Genomic DNA, 14,218 nt, shown 5'->3' with positions numbered 1-14,218 from the left:
GGAGGGGTGCCAGGGCGGGCGGTGTGCTCGCGGGGCGACGCACGGGCAGCGCGGTCGCGGGGCGACGCACGGGCGGCGCGGTCGCGAGGCGGCGCACGGGCGGCACGGTTGCGCGGCAGCGCACGGGCGGCGCGGTCACGAGGCGGCGCAGGGACGCGAGGGACGGCAGGGACGCGAGGGACGGCAGGGGGATCATGCGTGCGCGGGGGCGGCCTCGATCGTCGACCGGCGTACGCGCTTGCGGAACACCCAGTACGTCCACGCCTGGTACGCGAGGACGAGCGGCATCGCCACGAGCGCCGTCCAGCTCATGATCTGCAGCGTGTAGGGCGTGCTCGACGCGTTCTGGATCGTGAGCGAGTTCGCGGCGTCGATCGTCGACGGCAGCACGTTCGGGAACAGCGCGGAGAACAGCATGAGCACGGCGGTCAGGATCGTCACGACCCCGGCGGTGAAGGCCCAGCCGTCGCGGCCGCGCAGCGAGAACACCACCGACACGAGGAGGAACACCGCGGCCACGGCGCCGAGCGCGATCACGGCCCAGAGCAGCGACGGGCGTCCCGCGGCGATCGCGATCGTCCACACCACGGTCCCGGCCGCGGCGAGGATCGTCGGCAGGGCGGCGAGGCGCGCCACCCGGCGGGCGCGCTCGTGCACGACGCCGTCGGTCTTGAGCGCCACGAAGTACAGCCCGTGCAGGAAGAACAGCAGCAGCGTCGTGACACCCACGAGCAGTCCGTACGGGTTCAGCAGATCGAACATGGATCCGCGGAAGATGTGCTTCTCGTCCAGCGCCACGCCCTGCACGATGTTGCCGAACGCGACGCCCCACAGCAGCGCGGGGACGGCGGATCCGATCACGATCATCGTGTCGAAGCGGCGCTTCCAGCGCGGGTCGTCCCGCTGGTGGCGGTACTCGAACGACACTCCGCGCAGGATGAGCGCGAGCAGGATCAAAAGCAACGGCAGGTAGAAGCCGCTGAACAGCGAGGCGTACCACTCGGGGAACGACGCGAACAGACAGGCGCCCGCCACGATCACCCAGGTCTCGTTGAGATCCCAGACCGGGCCGATCGTGTTGATCACCTGGCGGCGCGAGACGTCGTCCTTGCCGAAGAACGGCAACGACATGCCCACCCCGAAGTCGAAGCCGTCGAGCACGAAGTAGCCCACGAAGAACAGGGCGACGATCCAGAACCAGAGCGTTGCGAGATCCATGTCCGTCTCCTTCCTCAGTACACGACCGACGGGACAGGGGCGTCCTCGTCGTGCTTCTCTGTGATGTCGGGCCCCTTCTTGGCGGCGCGGACGATGAGCCCGACCTCCACGACTGCGAGGGCGGCGTAGATCGCAGTGAAGGAGATGAGCGAGATGAGCACTTCGACCCCGCTCACGCCGGGCGAGACGCCGTTCTTGGTCGTCATCAGGCTGAAGACGATCCAGGGCTGTCTGCCCATCTCGGTGAAGACCCAGCCGACGATGTTCGCGCCCAGCGACAGCGGGAACGAGTAGATCGCCACCTTCCACATCCACTGCGCGGGCTCGCGCTTGGCGTTCTTGCGGGTGAACCAGAGGCCGGCCACGGCGACCAGCGCGTGGGCCATTCCGAGGCCGATCATCCAGCGGAACGCCCAGTACGTGACCCACAGCACCGGGTTGAACTCGGTGAGGCCGGTGGAAGCGAATTTCTGCGCATACTCCGCGTTCAGGTCGTTGATGCCGTGCACACAGCCGTCGATGGTGTGGTTCGACAGCAGCGAGAGCAGATACGGCACGCGGATCGAGAACAGGTCGGTCTTGCCGTCCGGCGTGCCGAGCGTGAACAGGCTGAACGCCGCGTCCTTGCCGCACACCGTGTTGAACGTCGCCTCGGCGGCGGCCATCTTCATGGGCTGCGTCGCGTACATCGCGAGGCCCAGCTGGTCGCCGGAGAGCACGATGCCGGCGGTCGCGACGAGGATCGCCCACAGACCGAAGGTCAGCGACTTGCGCATGGTCGCGACGTGCTGGCCGCGGGACAGGTGCCAGGCCGAGACCGAGATCACCACACCCGCCGCGAGCATGAACGCGCCGAAGATCGTGTGCGGGAACGCGGCGAGCGCGACCTTGTTGGTCAGGAGCGCCACGAAGTCGGTGAGCTCCGCACGGTTGGTGGCGGGGTTGTACGTGTAGCCGACCGGGTTCTGCATGAACGCGTTCGCCGCGATGATGAAGTACGCCGAGAGGATCGTGCCGATCGCGACGCCCCAGATGGTGGCGAGGTGCACCTTCTTCGGCAGCTTGTCCCAGCCGAAGATCCACAGCCCGATGAAGGTCGCCTCGAGGAAGAACGCGAGGAGGCCCTCGAAGGCGAGCGGGGCGCCGAACACGTCGCCGACGAAGCGGGAGTAGTCCGACCAGTTCATGCCGAACTGGAACTCCTGCACGATGCCGGTCACCACGCCCATGGCGAAGTTGATCAGGAAGATCTTCGAGAAGAACCGGGTCAGGTGCAGGTACTCGATCTTGCCGGTGCGCACCCACGCGGTCTGGAAGATCGCGGTGACGGTGGCCATGCCGATCGTGAGCGGCACGAACAGGTAGTGGTAGACGGTCGTCAGCCCGAACTGCCAGCGGGACAGGACGAGCGGATCAAGCCAATCCATGCGCGGAGCCTCCTGCGTTCGCGGATCCGATGACGGATCCTGTGGGGTGAACGGATGCGGATACGGTCGGGGATCCGACGCGGTCGTCGATCGAGAAGCGGGATCCTCCGACCCGGTCCAGTTCGACGGTGCACTCCTCCGGCCGCACCGCCGAGCGCACGCAGCGCGCGGTGAGCGGGCCGCCGGCCTGGGCGAGCACGCCCTGCATGAGACCGAGGTGCACCTGGCACAGCACGGGGCGGTGCTCCGGCCGGGCGGCGGCGTGCGGGCACGGGGTGAGTTCCACGGTGAGGCGGTCCTCGTCGATCACGGGCTCGAAACCGCTCTCCTCGAGGTGCTCGACGAGTGCGTCGAGCTGATAGACCGCCTGCTGGCCGAGGCCCGAGGATTCGGTCTGCAGCACGCGGCGCAGCAGATCCCCGCGGCGGGCCGCGTCGTCGGCCTTCTGCTTGGCGACGGCGCTCGACGCCTCCGGCGCGCCCGTGGCGGCGCTGTACAGCACGCGCGGACGTCCGCGGGTCGTGCGGTGCTCGGTCGCCTGCACGACGTAGCCGCCCTCGATCAGCCGCTGCAGGTGCTCGCGCACCGTGTTGGGGTGCAGCGCGGTGGCGTCGCACAGCTCGCCGATCGTGCGGTGCGGACGTGCCTGTACGAGATGCAGGATCCGCACCCGCGAATAGCTGGAGATCGGCCCGCAGACGGGCCCGGCGCTGGCCATGGCTCCATACTCGCACCGCGCACCGCCGCACATGGGGACTTCGGCCGTGAATAATGCCGTGCGCGATAGGAGGTTCGGATCACGACCATGCGGATCGCGGATGCCGGGAGCACCGCCCGGGAGCACCACCCGGGAGCGCCGCCCCGGAGCACTGCCCGGGAGCGCCGCCCGGGACGGATCAGTCCTGGCCGTGTGCGAGGGCGAGCTGGGAGATCGCGGCGACCGCGGCGCGCACGTCGCCGGGGCTTCCGCCCGCGCGGCCGGCCACGAGCCCGGCGACGAAGGCGCTGAACGGCGCGGCGGGACGCGCGACACCGTTCGCGACGTCGCGCGCGAGGTCGAGGATCAGGGCGATCGGCACGTCCTCCTCGGCGAGGCCGAACCGCTCGCGCAGCTCGGCGGCCCAGTCGTCCAGCGCCTCGGGCGGCAGGGTGCGGTCGTTCGGGCTCATCGGGGCTCCTCCTCGTGGTGGGCGGACGGATCGGCCAGCGCCGCACGGGCGCGCTCCAGATCGGCGGGGGTGTCGATGTCGGCCGTGATGCCATCCTCGTCGCGGATCCACCGGGTCGGAAGCCCCCCGAGAAGTTCTCGCGCGGCAGCGCCGGACGGCTCGGCGATCGCGGCGAGCGCGGCGTGCACGGCCGCCACGCGGTAGGCGCCGGCCAGCCACTGCGCCCGGTCGTCGGCGCAGAACACGATCGCATCGACGCGGTCGCCGGTATCGTCGCCGCCCGTGCCACTTCCGGCGGTGCGCCGCTCGCTGCGGGTGCCGGCGTCGTCCGCAGCGCGCGCGGCCTCGCACAGCGTCCGCACGACGTCGGCCGGATGCACGAGGTCCCCGGCGAGCAGCAGCGTCCATTCCGCCTCGCCGAGGACCGGTAGCCCCGCCGCGATCGCCGCGACGGGCCCGCCGAAGGGCGGATCCTCCCGCACCCAGCGCACGGGGGCGGTCGCCGCGATGGTCGTCGGAGCACGCCCCTCACCGGATCCGGCATCGCCCCAGCCCGGCCCGACCGCGACGACGGGCGCGACCCCGCACTCCCGGAGGGCGACGAGGGTGCGCTCCCACGGCGTCGATCCGCCGAGTTCCAGAAGGGGCTTGGCAGCACCGCCGAAGCGCCGTGCGCGGCCGCCCACGAGCACGAGCGCGCCGACGGACCCCGCGGGCGTGCTCAGTGCAGCTCCCACACGTCGACGAGGTCCCCGACCTCGACCGTCTCGACCTCGGCCGGAACGATCGCGTAGGCGGTGGCGCCGGCGAGTCCGACCGTGAGGTGCGAGCCGGATCCGCCCCGTGTCGCCGGCACGACCGCACCGTCGACGATCACGGCGGGCAGATACTGGCGGCGTGCCGGCGGGGTGCGCCAGGCGGCGCCCGCGGGCAGGCGGCGGGGCGGGCGATGCACCTCGGAGCGACCCTGCAGCCGCAGCAGCGCGGGGCGCACGAAGGTCTCGAACGACACCGCGGCGCTGACCGGATTGCCGGGCAGCCCGAACAGCAGCATGCCCTCGGCGGTCGCACCGAACGCCTGCGGCTTCCCGGGCTGCATCGCCACCGCGACGAACTCCATCGCCTCGCCCATGCTCAGCCGCACGGCCTCGTATGCGCCGGCGCTCACGCCGCCGGAGAAGATCACCACGTCCGCGCCCAGCGCGGCGGCCCGCGCGGCGGCCTCTGCGGGGCCGTCGCCCTCGTCGCCGACGACCTCGCGCAGCACGACCTCCGCCCCGGCCTCGGCCGCGAGCCCGGCCAGCAGCACGCCGTTCGACTCGGGGATCTGCCCGCGCCGCAGCGGTGCGCCAGAGGTGACCAGCTCGGATCCGGTCGACACCACCGCCACGCGGGGGCGGGGCGCGACCTGCACCTCGGCGATCCCGACCGAGGCGAGCGCCGAGAGCTGCCGCGGTCCGAGCAGGACGCCGGCGGGCAGGACGACGGAGCCGGCGGCCGCGTCGGCCCCGGCCCGGCGCACGTGCGCACCCTCCGCGCGCGGGGCGCGCTGCACGACGGCGGTCTGCAGCGAATCCGCGAGCCCGCCGGCGGTGTCCTCGAACGGGACGATCGTGTCGGCCTGGGTCGGGAGGGCGGATCCGGTCATGATCCGGATGGCGCGGCCGTGGTCGAGAGGCGGATCCTCGGGGCTTCCGGCCGGCAGATCCGCCGTCACGCGCAGGGCCACCGGATCCGCCTCGCTCGCGGCGGCGACGTCGGCGTACCGCACCGCGAAGCCGTCCATCGCGGAATTGTCGAAGACGGGAACCGGGTTCACGGCGATGGCGTCGGCGTCGAGCGTGAATCCCGAGGCCGCATCCACCGGGATCGTCACCGCGGGCCGCGGGCGGACGGCGGCGAGCACGCGCTCCTGCTGCTCCTCGACCGTGCGGAAGGTGGTGGTGCCGTGGCTCATGCGCGCTCCCTCATCGTGTGCTTCGAGGCTACCGGTGCCCCTCTCCCGGCGCGGTCGATCCGGCTGAGGGGTCCAGCGTCGGCACCCCCGGCTAGCCTTGCTGCATGGCCTCCCGGAAACCCTCCGCCCCCGCGTACGTCTGCACCGAGTGCGGATGGACGACCGCGAAATGGGTGGGCCGGTGCGGCGAATGCCAGCAGTGGGGCACCGTGACCGAGCAGGCCGCGCAGACCGGCATCGTCCGCCGGGTCGAGGCGACGAGCCCGGCGGCCGGCCGCCAGGCGCGCCCGATCACGTCGCTCACGTCAGAGGAGTCGCCGCGTCGTTCGAGCGGGGTCGCCGAGTTCGATCGCGTGCTCGGCGGCGGCATCGTGCCCGGCGCGGCGATCCTGCTGAGCGGCGAGCCCGGCGTGGGCAAGTCCACGCTGCTGCTCGAGGTGGCGGCCGCGGCCGCGCGTTCCGGCCGCCGGGTGCTCTACGCGAGCGGCGAGGAGTCCACGGCGCAGGTGCGGCTGCGCGCCGAGCGCACCGGTGCTCTGCACGACGAGCTGTACCTCGCGGCGGAGACCGACCTCGGCACGATCCTCGGCCACATCGACGAGGTCTCCCCCGGGCTCGTGATCGTCGACTCCGTGCAGACCGTCGCCTCGGCGCTGTCGGAGGGCGCCGCGGGCCAGCCCGCGCAGGTGCGTGAGGTCGCGTCGGCGCTCATCCGGGTGGCGAAGGAGCGGGATCTCCCGATCGTGATCGTGGGGCACGTCACGAAGGACGGGTCGGTCGCCGGTCCCCGCGTGCTCGAGCACCTCGTCGACGTCGTCTGTCATTTCGAGGGCGACCGGCAGACCTCGCTGCGGTTCATCAGGGCGCTCAAGAACCGCTTCGGACCGACCGACGAGGTCGGCTGCTTCGAGATGACCGGATCAGGGATCGCGGAGGTGCCGGATCCGTCGAGCCTGTTCCTCTCGCGCGGACGCCCCGAGCCCGGCACCTGCGTCGCGATCGCGCTCGAGGGACGGCGCGCGATGCCGGTCGAGGTGCAGGCGCTCACGATCCCCACCCAGGCGCCGAACCCGCGCCGCGTCGTGAACGGCCTCGACTCCTCCCGCGTGGCGATGGTGCTCGCGGTGCTCGAGCGGCGCGCCGGGATCAAGACCAGCGACAAGGACGTGTACGTGTCGACGGTGGGCGGGGTGCGCTTCGTCGAGCCGGCGGCGGATCTGGCGATCGCGATCGCGGTGGCCGGTTCGCTCAGGGACGACGCCGTGCCGCGCACGCTCGCCGCGGTGGGCGAGCTGAGCCTCGCCGGCGAGGTGCGCCCGGTCACCCAGGCCTCGCAGCGCCGCTCGGAGGCGGCCCGGCTCGGCTACGCGCACGTGATCGACGACCGCTCGGCCACCCTGCGCGGAGCGCTCGGCGATGTGAAGGCGCATCGCGCCCCGCGCCGCCTCGACGACGAGATCCCCGCGTTCTGACGCCCGGTCAGGCCTCGAGTGCGCGCAGCAGCTCCTCGGGAGGCGCCTGCATCGGGTGCGGCCCGGCGATGTCGAGGAACACCGTCGTGATCACCTCGCGATGGGTCGTGAGGAACGAGCGCAGCCAGAGCGGCGAGTAGATCCCCACGCCGGGCGGGAGGTTCGCCGGCTTGTGCTTCGCATCGCTGAACAGCAGCAGGGCGACATCGCCCGTGGCCGGATCCCGATAGGTCCACACCTCGCCGCCGTCCCGCGGATCGTCCCTCGCACCGGGCCGGATCAGCGGCACGACCGTGTTGCCGTTGCGCAGTGCGAGCGCCACCGCGGCCATGTCCTGCTTCTCGAGCGCCTGCGCGAGGGCCTCGGAGCGGAAGTCCGCCGCGGCCAGTGCCTTCTTCTTCGACTTCTTCACGGCCATCGTTCCAGCATAGAGAAGAGGACCTCTTCGCTCATCGCTTGGGGACAGACGATCGAAGAGGCCCTCAAAGTCCTCGACGACGGACGACGATGCGCTGGGGACGCGTGAGATTGTCGAAGCCACTGGGGATGGCAACCGTCAAGATCTCGAAGACTTGGCTTCTATGGTATCCCAAAGGTTGAACCCAGTCGACATATTCTCACGTTCCGCCCAGGTTCAATTGAGCAGGAACTGCACCGGATTCGTGCTCTGGAACCCTCCGATCGAGACGGTCAGGCGGTAGGCCGCCCCGCCGCCCGGGGCACGCTGCCGGTCGGCCGCCTCGCAGGTGTCGACGCTCGAGCGCGTGCGATCCCAGACGACCGGGGTCGAGCTGGTGATCGTGGCGCCGGCCTTGATGGTCTGGACCGCATCGCTCGGGGTCTGCTGGCAGTCGGTGGAGCGCCACCAGGTGTCGTTCCCGCTGGTGATCGTGAACGACTGCGTCGTGGTGCCGACGTTCATCGTGCAGTCCTTGCCGCTGCTGTTGGTCAGCGTGATCGACAGCTTGGGGTTCTCGTCGGCGGAATAGCTGTCGTGATCGGCGACGGCCGTCACCTGCACCTCTGCCGCGGTGCACGGCACCGGCCCTGCACCCGCCGTGCTCGTCGGCCCCGGCGTCGTCGCGGCCGGGTCGGGGGCCGCGTCGGCGCCCGGATCCGGCGTGGCGGGCGGAGCCGAGGCGGTCGGCGATGGCGTGGAGGACGTCGTGGGCACCGGCTTCGGATCCGCGCCGGATGCGCCGCGGCTGACGAGCGCCCACACGAGCCCGATCAGCAGCGCGAGCAGCACGATGATGACGCCGAGGACCACGATCCGACGACGACGATAGACGGCGGCGGACTGGCGAGGGCTCATGCTTCCAGGTTAGACAAGGTGCTTGAGCATCCGCGTGTTGCCGAGCGTGTTCGGCTTCACGTGCGCGAGGTCGAGGAATTCGGCCACGCCCTCATCGCCGCTGCGCAGCAGCTGGGTGTAGACGTCCGGATCCACGACCTGCTCTCCGATCGGCGCGAAGCCGCGGCGCTCGAAGAACGGCACCTCGAAGGTCAGGCAGAACAGCCGGCTGAGGCCGAGGTCCACCGCGTGCGCCTCGAGCCGCTCCACGATCGCCCGTCCGACGCCGTGGTGCTTCCAGCCCTCTTCGACGAGCAGGGTGCGCACCTCGCCGAGGTCCTCCCACATGACGTGCAGCGCGCCGCAGCCGATGAGCCGGCCGTCGGCCTCCGCCACCACGAACTCCTGCACCGCGCCGTAGAGCACCGCGATGTCCTTGCCGAGCAGGATGCGTCGTTCCACGAGCGGCTCCAGGAGTGCGTAGATGCCCTGGACGTCTCCGGCCCGCGCGGGCCGGACGAGATACTCGCTCATCCCTCCAGGGTAGAGGCGCAGCGGGGCACGGGTGGGACCGGCGCGGCCCGACGTGCACCCTTCCGCCCGGCCTGCTATGCTGTTGGATTGCGCGCATGGCCTGCCGACGTCTCTTCGGCGCCGCGCCACCCGGCCCCCGAATTCATCGAAGGGGCCGCCCCGCTCGGACTGACATCCGCGAACCGCACAGACGCGTGTTCGCGTGTCCGCGCTGGATCCGACTTTCCCGGTGGCCGCGCGCCACCGAACAGCACGAAGAAGCATCATCATGAACATCACCTGGAAACAGGCCGACCACGACGTGTACGTGGCGACCCGGGACGGCGAGTACGCCGGTTTCGTGGCCGTCGACGGCGCGTCCCACGTCCTGCACGATCGACACAGCCGCCGTCTCGGCAGCTACCCGTCCCTCTCCGCCGCGCGCAGCGCGCTGGAGTCCTTCGGTGCGCCCGCATCCGCGGCGCCGCATCGCCCGCGCCGCTCCGCCCACAACCGGCGGCGCACCTCCCCCGCCCGGGGCCGCTGAGGGGCAGCCCTCTCCGAGGACGTTGAGCGAGCACCGCCGCAGGCGGAGCGAGACGCCCTTCGTCTCGTCGCTGCGGGTCCCTGGGCGAGCGCAGCGAGACGAAGGGCGCTCAACGACCCCGTCGAACGCACGAAAAGGGGGACGAGCACCGAAGTGCTCGTCCCCCTTCGTCGTACGTACGGGATCCGGATCCGATCAGGCCGCGCCCGCCGCGATGTCCGGCGTGGTCGGGATCGTGCCGGCGGTGTTCACACCGACCGAGACCTTCTCGCCGCGCGGACCCGTCGTGAAGACGAACTTCCCGTCCTTCGCGTCCACGTGGACGTGGTCGCCGGGGGTGAGCTCGCCGTGCAGGATCTTCTCGGACAGCTGGTCCTCGACCTCGCGCTGCATCGCACGACGCAGCGGGCGGGCGCCGAGAGTCGGGTCGAACCCGATCTCGATGAGCTGGTCCTTGGCGGCGTCCGTCAGCTCCACCGTCATGTCGCGGTCGAGCAGGCGATCGCTCAGGCGCTTCGTGAACAGGCCGACGATCTGACGCAGCTCGTCCTTGTTCAGTTGCGGGAACACGATGACGTCGTCGAGACGGTTCAGGAACTCGGGCTTGAAGTTGCGCTTGAGCTCCTCGTCGACCTTCCCCTTCATCCGCTCGTAGGTCGTCTGCGAGTTGCCCTCGATCTGGAAGCCGACCGGACCACCGGCGATCGCCGACGAACCGAGGTTCGTGGTCATGATGATCACGGTGTTCTTGAAGTCGATGACGCGACCCTGGCCGTCGGTGAGGCGGCCCTCTTCGAGGATCTGCAGCAGCGAGTTGAAGATGTCCGGGTGGGCCTTCTCGATCTCGTCGAACAGCACCACGGAGAACGGCTTGCGGCGCACCTTCTCGGTGAGCTGGCCGCCCTCTTCGAAGCCGACGAACCCGGGAGGGGCTCCGAACAGCCGCGAGACGGTGTGCTTCTCGCCGAACTCGCTCATGTCGAGCGAGATCAGGGCGCCTTCGTCGTCGAACAGGAACTCGGCGAGCGCCTTGGCGAGCTCGGTCTTTCCGACGCCCGTGGGGCCGGCGAAGATGAACGAGCCCGAGGGGCGCTTCGGGTCCTTCAGACCCGCGCGCTGACGGCGGATCGTCTTGGACAGGGCGGCGATCGCCTCCTCCTGGCCGATGACGCGCTGGTGCAGCGCCTTCTCCATGAAGACGAGGCGGCTGGACTCCTCCTCGGTGAGCTTGAACACCGGGATGCCCGTGGCCTGGGCCAGCACCTCGGCGATCAGGCCCTCGTCGACGACCGCGTTGGTCGCGACGTCGCCCGAGCGCCACTGCTTCTCCAGGCGCAGCCGCTCGGCGAGCAGCTCCTTCTCCTGGTCCCGCAGCGAGGCCGCCTTCTCGAAGTCCTGCTCCTCGGAGGCCAGCTCCTTCTCCTCGCGGACCTTGGCGATCTTGTCGTCGAACTCGCGCAGCTCCGGCGGGGAGGAAAGGATCGACAGGCGCAGGCGGGCGCCGGCCTCGTCGATCAGGTCGATCGCCTTGTCGGGCAGGAACCGGTCGGCCACGTAGCGGTCAGCGAGGTTCGCCGCGGCGACGAGCGCGCCGTCGGTGATCTGCACCTTGTGGTGCGCCTCGTAGCGGTCGCGCAGACCCTTCAGGATGTTGATCGTGTGCGGCAGGTTCGGCTCGTTGACCTGGATCGGCTGGAACCGGCGCTCGAGCGCGGCGTCCTTCTCGAAGTGCTTGCGGTACTCGTCGAGCGTCGTGGCACCGATCGTCTGCAGCTCGCCGCGGGCGAGCAGCGGCTTCAGGATGCTCGCCGCGTCGATCGCGCCCTCGGCGGCGCCCGCACCCACGAGGGTGTGGATCTCGTCGATGAAGACGATGATGTCGCCGCGCGTGCGGATCTCCTTGGTGACCTTCTTCAGGCGCTCCTCGAAGTCGCCACGGTAGCGGGATCCGGCGATGAGGGATCCGAGGTCGAGCGAGTAGAGCTGCTTGTCCTTGAGCGTCTCGGGGACGTCGCCCTTCACGATCGCCTGGGCGAGGCCCTCGACGACCGCGGTCTTGCCGACGCCGGGCTCGCCGATCAGCACGGGGTTGTTCTTGGAGCGGCGGGAGAGGATCTGCATGACCCGCTCGATCTCCTTCTCGCGCCCGATGACCGGGTCGAGCTTGCCGTCGCGGGCGGCCTGGGTGAGGTTGCGGCCGAACTGGTCGAGCACCTGGGATCCGCCCTGGGCCTGCTGCTGGGTGTCGTGCGCGGCGCCGGAGACGGCGGCGGGCTCGCGCCCCGGCGATCCGGAGAGCATCTGGATGACCTGCTGGCGGACCTTGTTCAGGTCGGCGCCGAGCTTGACGAGCACCTGGGCGGCGACGCCCTCGCCCTCACGGATGAGGCCGAGGAGGATGTGCTCGGTGCCGATGTAGTTGTGGCCGAGCTGCAGCGCCTCGCGCAGGCTCAGCTCGAGCACCTTCTTCGCGCGCGGCGTGAAGGGGATGTGGCCGGTCGGCTGCTGCTGACCCTGGCCGATGATGTCCTGCACCTGCTCGCGCACGGACTCGAGGGAGATGCCGAGGGACTCCAGCGCCTTGGCCGCCGCTCCCTCGCCCTCGTGGATCAGGCCGAGGAGGATGTGCTCGGTGCCGATGTAGTTGTGGTTGAGCATCTTCGCCTCTTCTTGGGCGAGGACGACGACACGACGGGCTCGGTCAGTGAATCTCTCGAACATGTCACTCCTTGTTCGTTGCCCGGTGGGGGCGATGGCACGCTCCGTGCCGGATACATCGAGAGTAACGACCGTGCGAGCGGTGCAAGCCGTTGTTCGCCGTCGGCTAACCCCTGCGACGAAGCGTGACGCGGCGGTGGCCGCCCCGAACGGAGGACGTTTGCAACTCTGAAGGCGATTCGAGCCGGATCCGTCCTTCGCTGTTGCCTTCGTCCTGTGGAGTTGTCGACCGTCGCGACGGGAGGCGGATCCGCTCTTGATCTGTTTATCGACTGTCGTTATGTTAACGAACATCGATAACACCGATTCTCGATAAGGAGGGCCGACAATGAACTCCCCCGCGCACCGCCCCCGCCTCGGCGAGGGGTTCGTCCTCGGACTCATCGCGACCGGCGCCGTGAGCGTCGCGGTCGCCTCCATCGTGGCGATCGTGCTGCGCGGCGTCGACCTCTTCGGCGATGCGGTCGCCGTCACCCTCCCCCTCCACGACGGGGGCATGGTCGGCGCGCTGAAGGATGCGCCCGCCGTGCTCTCCTCGAGCTACTCGGCCGCGATCGTGACGATCGGCGGGCTGCCCGCCGGGGCGCGCTGGCTGTTCCTGCTCGAGGGGGCCCTGCCGGCACTCGCGACCGTCGGCGTCGGCGCCGTTGCATGGTGGCTCGGTGTCTCGCTGATCCGGTCGCGCCCGTTCCGGCGCTTGACGTCGGTCGCGATCGGCGTCGCCGCCTGCCTCGTCCTCGCAGGAGGCGTGCTCGGACAGCTGGCCGGCGCCTTCGGGCGCGCGATCGCCGTCAGCCACCTCGCCGAGGCGGATCCGCGTGTGCACGATGTGCTCTGGCCCTTCCTCGCGCAGTTCGACCTCGCCCCGGTCGGGTGGGGCTTCGCACTCGCGCTCATCGCGACCGCGTTCCAGCTCGGCACCCGCCTGCAGAAGGATGCGGAGGGTCTGGTGTGACTCCGGCGGCGCAGGACGAGGAGGACTCCGGGATCCATTGCCGTCTCGACGAGCTGCTCGCCGCCCGCGGGATGACGTTGACGCAGCTGAGCGAGCGGGTGGGCGTGAGCATCGTGAACCTCTCGGTGCTCAAGAACGACCGGGCGCGCGCGATCCGCTACTCGACGCTGCGCGCGATCTGCGATGCGCTGCAGTGCGAAGTCGGAGAGCTGCTCGTCCTCGCCCCGCGGGGCTGAGCGGAGTTCGGACCCTCCGGAGTACGCGACCTGCTACGGCAGGTCATCGCGGGCGATCAGCGGGAACCAGTGCCGTTCCTTCAGCGACGAGGTCTCCGCCCCCGCGTCCAGCCACTGGCCGTCGACCCGCGGCGCGTTGTCCACCTGCCACACGCCGAAATGCGCGATCGGGACGGGCCATCGGTAGTCCCCGGAGGGGTCGGGCACGATGTTCCGCACCGCGCCCACCCAGCGCGGAGGCTCGTCGGAACCGGTGATGTCGAGGCTGAGGGCGAGGATCGCGTTCAGACCGGTCGGATCCGCCTCGCCCACCTCTCGCGTCGGGAGGTCGAGCTTGCCATTGCGCTCACGGGGGACGCAGAAGACGCGATCACCGTCGCGGATCAGCAACCGTACCAGCCCCATGGGCGACGGAGGCATGGCGCCGGTGACCCACTGGACGCGACTGCCCGCGGGCAACCAGGCCGGAGCGCCTTGTTCACCCACGATGCGCTCATCCGGCGCGTCCGCGGGGCTGCGGTCGATCTCGACGGGCGCACCTGCGGCGGCGTTGGCCGGCGCACCCGCGTCGGCGTTCGCGGGCGCATCCGCGTCGACGCGCGCAGCTGCGGCTGCGTCAGCGGATGCGTGCACGTCCGCGGGCGCACCCGCGGCGGCGTCGGCGTCGGCGTCGGCGTCGGCGAACGCACCATCTCCGGCGCGCTGCACCACC

15 protein-coding genes are annotated in these 14,218 nt (G+C 70.6%); 4 read left to right on the top strand and 11 right to left on the bottom strand.

All coding sequences use genetic code 11. The annotated features are described in order from the left end of the window. Window positions 1-192: 192 nt before the first annotated feature. From cydB to glp, 6 genes are all read right to left on the bottom strand, one after another. Entirely contained in the window at window positions 193-1,218 is a 1,026-nt protein-coding gene (gene cydB / locus ACFC1J_RS05845) for a cytochrome d ubiquinol oxidase subunit II (RefSeq protein ID WP_375903370.1), read from the bottom strand. Window positions 1,219-1,232: 14 nt separating this feature from the next. Then, complete coding sequence (locus ACFC1J_RS05840) at window positions 1,233-2,645, bottom strand: cytochrome ubiquinol oxidase subunit I (protein WP_375903368.1); 1,413 nt, start codon at window positions 2,643-2,645, stop codon at window positions 1,233-1,235. After that, complete coding sequence (locus ACFC1J_RS05835) at window positions 2,632-3,363, bottom strand: helix-turn-helix transcriptional regulator (protein WP_375903366.1); 732 nt, start codon at window positions 3,361-3,363, stop codon at window positions 2,632-2,634. Before ACFC1J_RS05835 ends, ACFC1J_RS05840 begins: the two co-directional genes overlap by 14 nt. A 178-nt stretch (window positions 3,364-3,541) precedes the next feature. After that, the gene (locus ACFC1J_RS05830) at window positions 3,542-3,814 is read right to left on the bottom strand and encodes a DUF6457 domain-containing protein (protein WP_292715991.1); all 273 of its coding nucleotides are present in this window, start codon (window positions 3,812-3,814) and stop codon (window positions 3,542-3,544) included. After that, window positions 3,811-4,551 (bottom strand): molybdenum cofactor guanylyltransferase, encoded by a 741-nt coding sequence (locus ACFC1J_RS05825; protein ID WP_375903364.1) that lies wholly within the window; start codon window positions 4,549-4,551, stop codon window positions 3,811-3,813. The genes ACFC1J_RS05830 and ACFC1J_RS05825 overlap by 4 nt, the downstream gene beginning before the upstream one ends. Beyond that, on the bottom strand, window positions 4,536-5,771 hold the full coding sequence (gene glp / locus ACFC1J_RS05820) for a gephyrin-like molybdotransferase Glp (protein ID WP_375903362.1): 1,236 nt from the start codon (window positions 5,769-5,771) through the stop codon (window positions 4,536-4,538). The genes ACFC1J_RS05825 and glp overlap by 16 nt, the downstream gene beginning before the upstream one ends. A gap of 104 nt (window positions 5,772-5,875) precedes the next feature. On the opposite strand from glp, the gene radA reads away from it, so the two are divergent. Beyond that, entirely contained in the window at window positions 5,876-7,243 is a 1,368-nt protein-coding gene (radA, locus tag ACFC1J_RS05815; protein WP_375903360.1) for a DNA repair protein RadA, read from the top strand. Window positions 7,244-7,250: 7 nt separating this feature from the next. On the opposite strand, the gene ACFC1J_RS05810 is transcribed toward radA, so the two are convergent. The 3 genes from ACFC1J_RS05810 to ACFC1J_RS05800 form a co-directional block, all read right to left on the bottom strand. Further along, window positions 7,251-7,661, bottom strand: a complete 411-nt coding sequence (locus tag ACFC1J_RS05810) for a dehydrogenase (RefSeq protein ID WP_375903359.1) — start codon at window positions 7,659-7,661, stop codon at window positions 7,251-7,253. 216 nt (window positions 7,662-7,877) lie between these two features. After that, window positions 7,878-8,558 carry a hypothetical protein gene (locus ACFC1J_RS05805; RefSeq protein ID WP_375903357.1) on the bottom strand — a complete coding sequence of 227 codons (681 nt, stop codon included), beginning with the start codon at window positions 8,556-8,558 and terminating at the stop codon, window positions 7,878-7,880. Between the two features lie 9 nt (window positions 8,559-8,567). Further along, window positions 8,568-9,071, bottom strand: a complete 504-nt coding sequence (locus ACFC1J_RS05800) for an amino-acid N-acetyltransferase (protein WP_375903355.1) — start codon at window positions 9,069-9,071, stop codon at window positions 8,568-8,570. Between the two features lie 268 nt (window positions 9,072-9,339). Between ACFC1J_RS05800 and ACFC1J_RS05795 the strand changes: the two genes are divergently transcribed. Beyond that, window positions 9,340-9,597, top strand: a complete 258-nt coding sequence (locus ACFC1J_RS05795; protein WP_375903353.1) for a hypothetical protein — start codon at window positions 9,340-9,342, stop codon at window positions 9,595-9,597. 195 nt (window positions 9,598-9,792) lie between these two features. On the opposite strand, the gene ACFC1J_RS05790 is transcribed toward ACFC1J_RS05795, so the two are convergent. Then, entirely contained in the window at window positions 9,793-12,318 is a 2,526-nt protein-coding gene (locus tag ACFC1J_RS05790; protein ID WP_375903351.1) for an ATP-dependent Clp protease ATP-binding subunit, read from the bottom strand. Window positions 12,319-12,643: 325 nt separating this feature from the next. On the opposite strand from ACFC1J_RS05790, the gene ACFC1J_RS05785 reads away from it, so the two are divergent. Next, on the top strand, window positions 12,644-13,270 hold the full coding sequence (locus ACFC1J_RS05785) for a hypothetical protein (protein ID WP_375903349.1): 627 nt from the start codon (window positions 12,644-12,646) through the stop codon (window positions 13,268-13,270). Then, window positions 13,267-13,506, top strand: coding sequence for a helix-turn-helix transcriptional regulator (locus ACFC1J_RS05780; protein ID WP_105689105.1), 240 nt, complete (start codon window positions 13,267-13,269; stop codon window positions 13,504-13,506). Before ACFC1J_RS05785 ends, ACFC1J_RS05780 begins: the two co-directional genes overlap by 4 nt. Window positions 13,507-13,539: 33 nt before the next feature. Here ACFC1J_RS05780 and ACFC1J_RS05775 read toward each other — a convergent pair whose 3' ends face one another. Then, a complete protein-coding gene (locus ACFC1J_RS05775; protein WP_375903347.1) occupies window positions 13,540-14,217 on the bottom strand; it encodes a hypothetical protein in 678 nt (225 codons plus the stop codon). Between the last annotated feature and the right edge of the window lies 1 nt (window position 14,218).

Origin of the sequence: Microbacterium sp. NPDC056052, from assembly GCF_042266785.1 — a bacterium.
Classification (GTDB): Bacteria; Actinomycetota; Actinomycetes; order Actinomycetales; family Microbacteriaceae; genus Microbacterium.
Note: the sequence above shows the minus strand (reverse complement) of the source record. Positions and strands in the feature narration are given on the sequence as shown.

Bases quoted from the DNA above. Each gene is read 5' to 3' on its own strand.
- radA (WP_375903360.1), top strand. From the start codon at position 5,876: ATGGCCTCCCGGAAACCCTCCGCCCCCGCGTACGTCTGCACCGAGTGC.
- ACFC1J_RS05810 (WP_375903359.1), bottom strand. From the start codon at position 7,661: ATGGCCGTGAAGAAGTCGAAGAAGAAGGCACTGGCCGCGGCGGACTTC.
- cydB (WP_375903370.1), bottom strand. From the start codon at position 1,218: ATGGATCTCGCAACGCTCTGGTTCTGGATCGTCGCCCTGTTCTTCGTG.
- ACFC1J_RS05840 (WP_375903368.1), bottom strand. From the start codon at position 2,645: ATGGATTGGCTTGATCCGCTCGTCCTGTCCCGCTGGCAGTTCGGGCTG.
- ACFC1J_RS05795 (WP_375903353.1), top strand. From the start codon at position 9,340: ATGAACATCACCTGGAAACAGGCCGACCACGACGTGTACGTGGCGACC.
- ACFC1J_RS05785 (WP_375903349.1), top strand. From the start codon at position 12,644: ATGAACTCCCCCGCGCACCGCCCCCGCCTCGGCGAGGGGTTCGTCCTC.
- ACFC1J_RS05790 (WP_375903351.1), bottom strand. From the start codon at position 12,318: ATGTTCGAGAGATTCACTGACCGAGCCCGTCGTGTCGTCGTCCTCGCC.
- ACFC1J_RS05800 (WP_375903355.1), bottom strand. From the start codon at position 9,071: ATGAGCGAGTATCTCGTCCGGCCCGCGCGGGCCGGAGACGTCCAGGGC.
- glp (WP_375903362.1), bottom strand. From the start codon at position 5,771: ATGAGCCACGGCACCACCACCTTCCGCACGGTCGAGGAGCAGCAGGAG.
- ACFC1J_RS05805 (WP_375903357.1), bottom strand. From the start codon at position 8,558: ATGAGCCCTCGCCAGTCCGCCGCCGTCTATCGTCGTCGTCGGATCGTG.
- ACFC1J_RS05830 (WP_292715991.1), bottom strand. From the start codon at position 3,814: ATGAGCCCGAACGACCGCACCCTGCCGCCCGAGGCGCTGGACGACTGG.
- ACFC1J_RS05835 (WP_375903366.1), bottom strand. From the start codon at position 3,363: ATGGCCAGCGCCGGGCCCGTCTGCGGGCCGATCTCCAGCTATTCGCGG.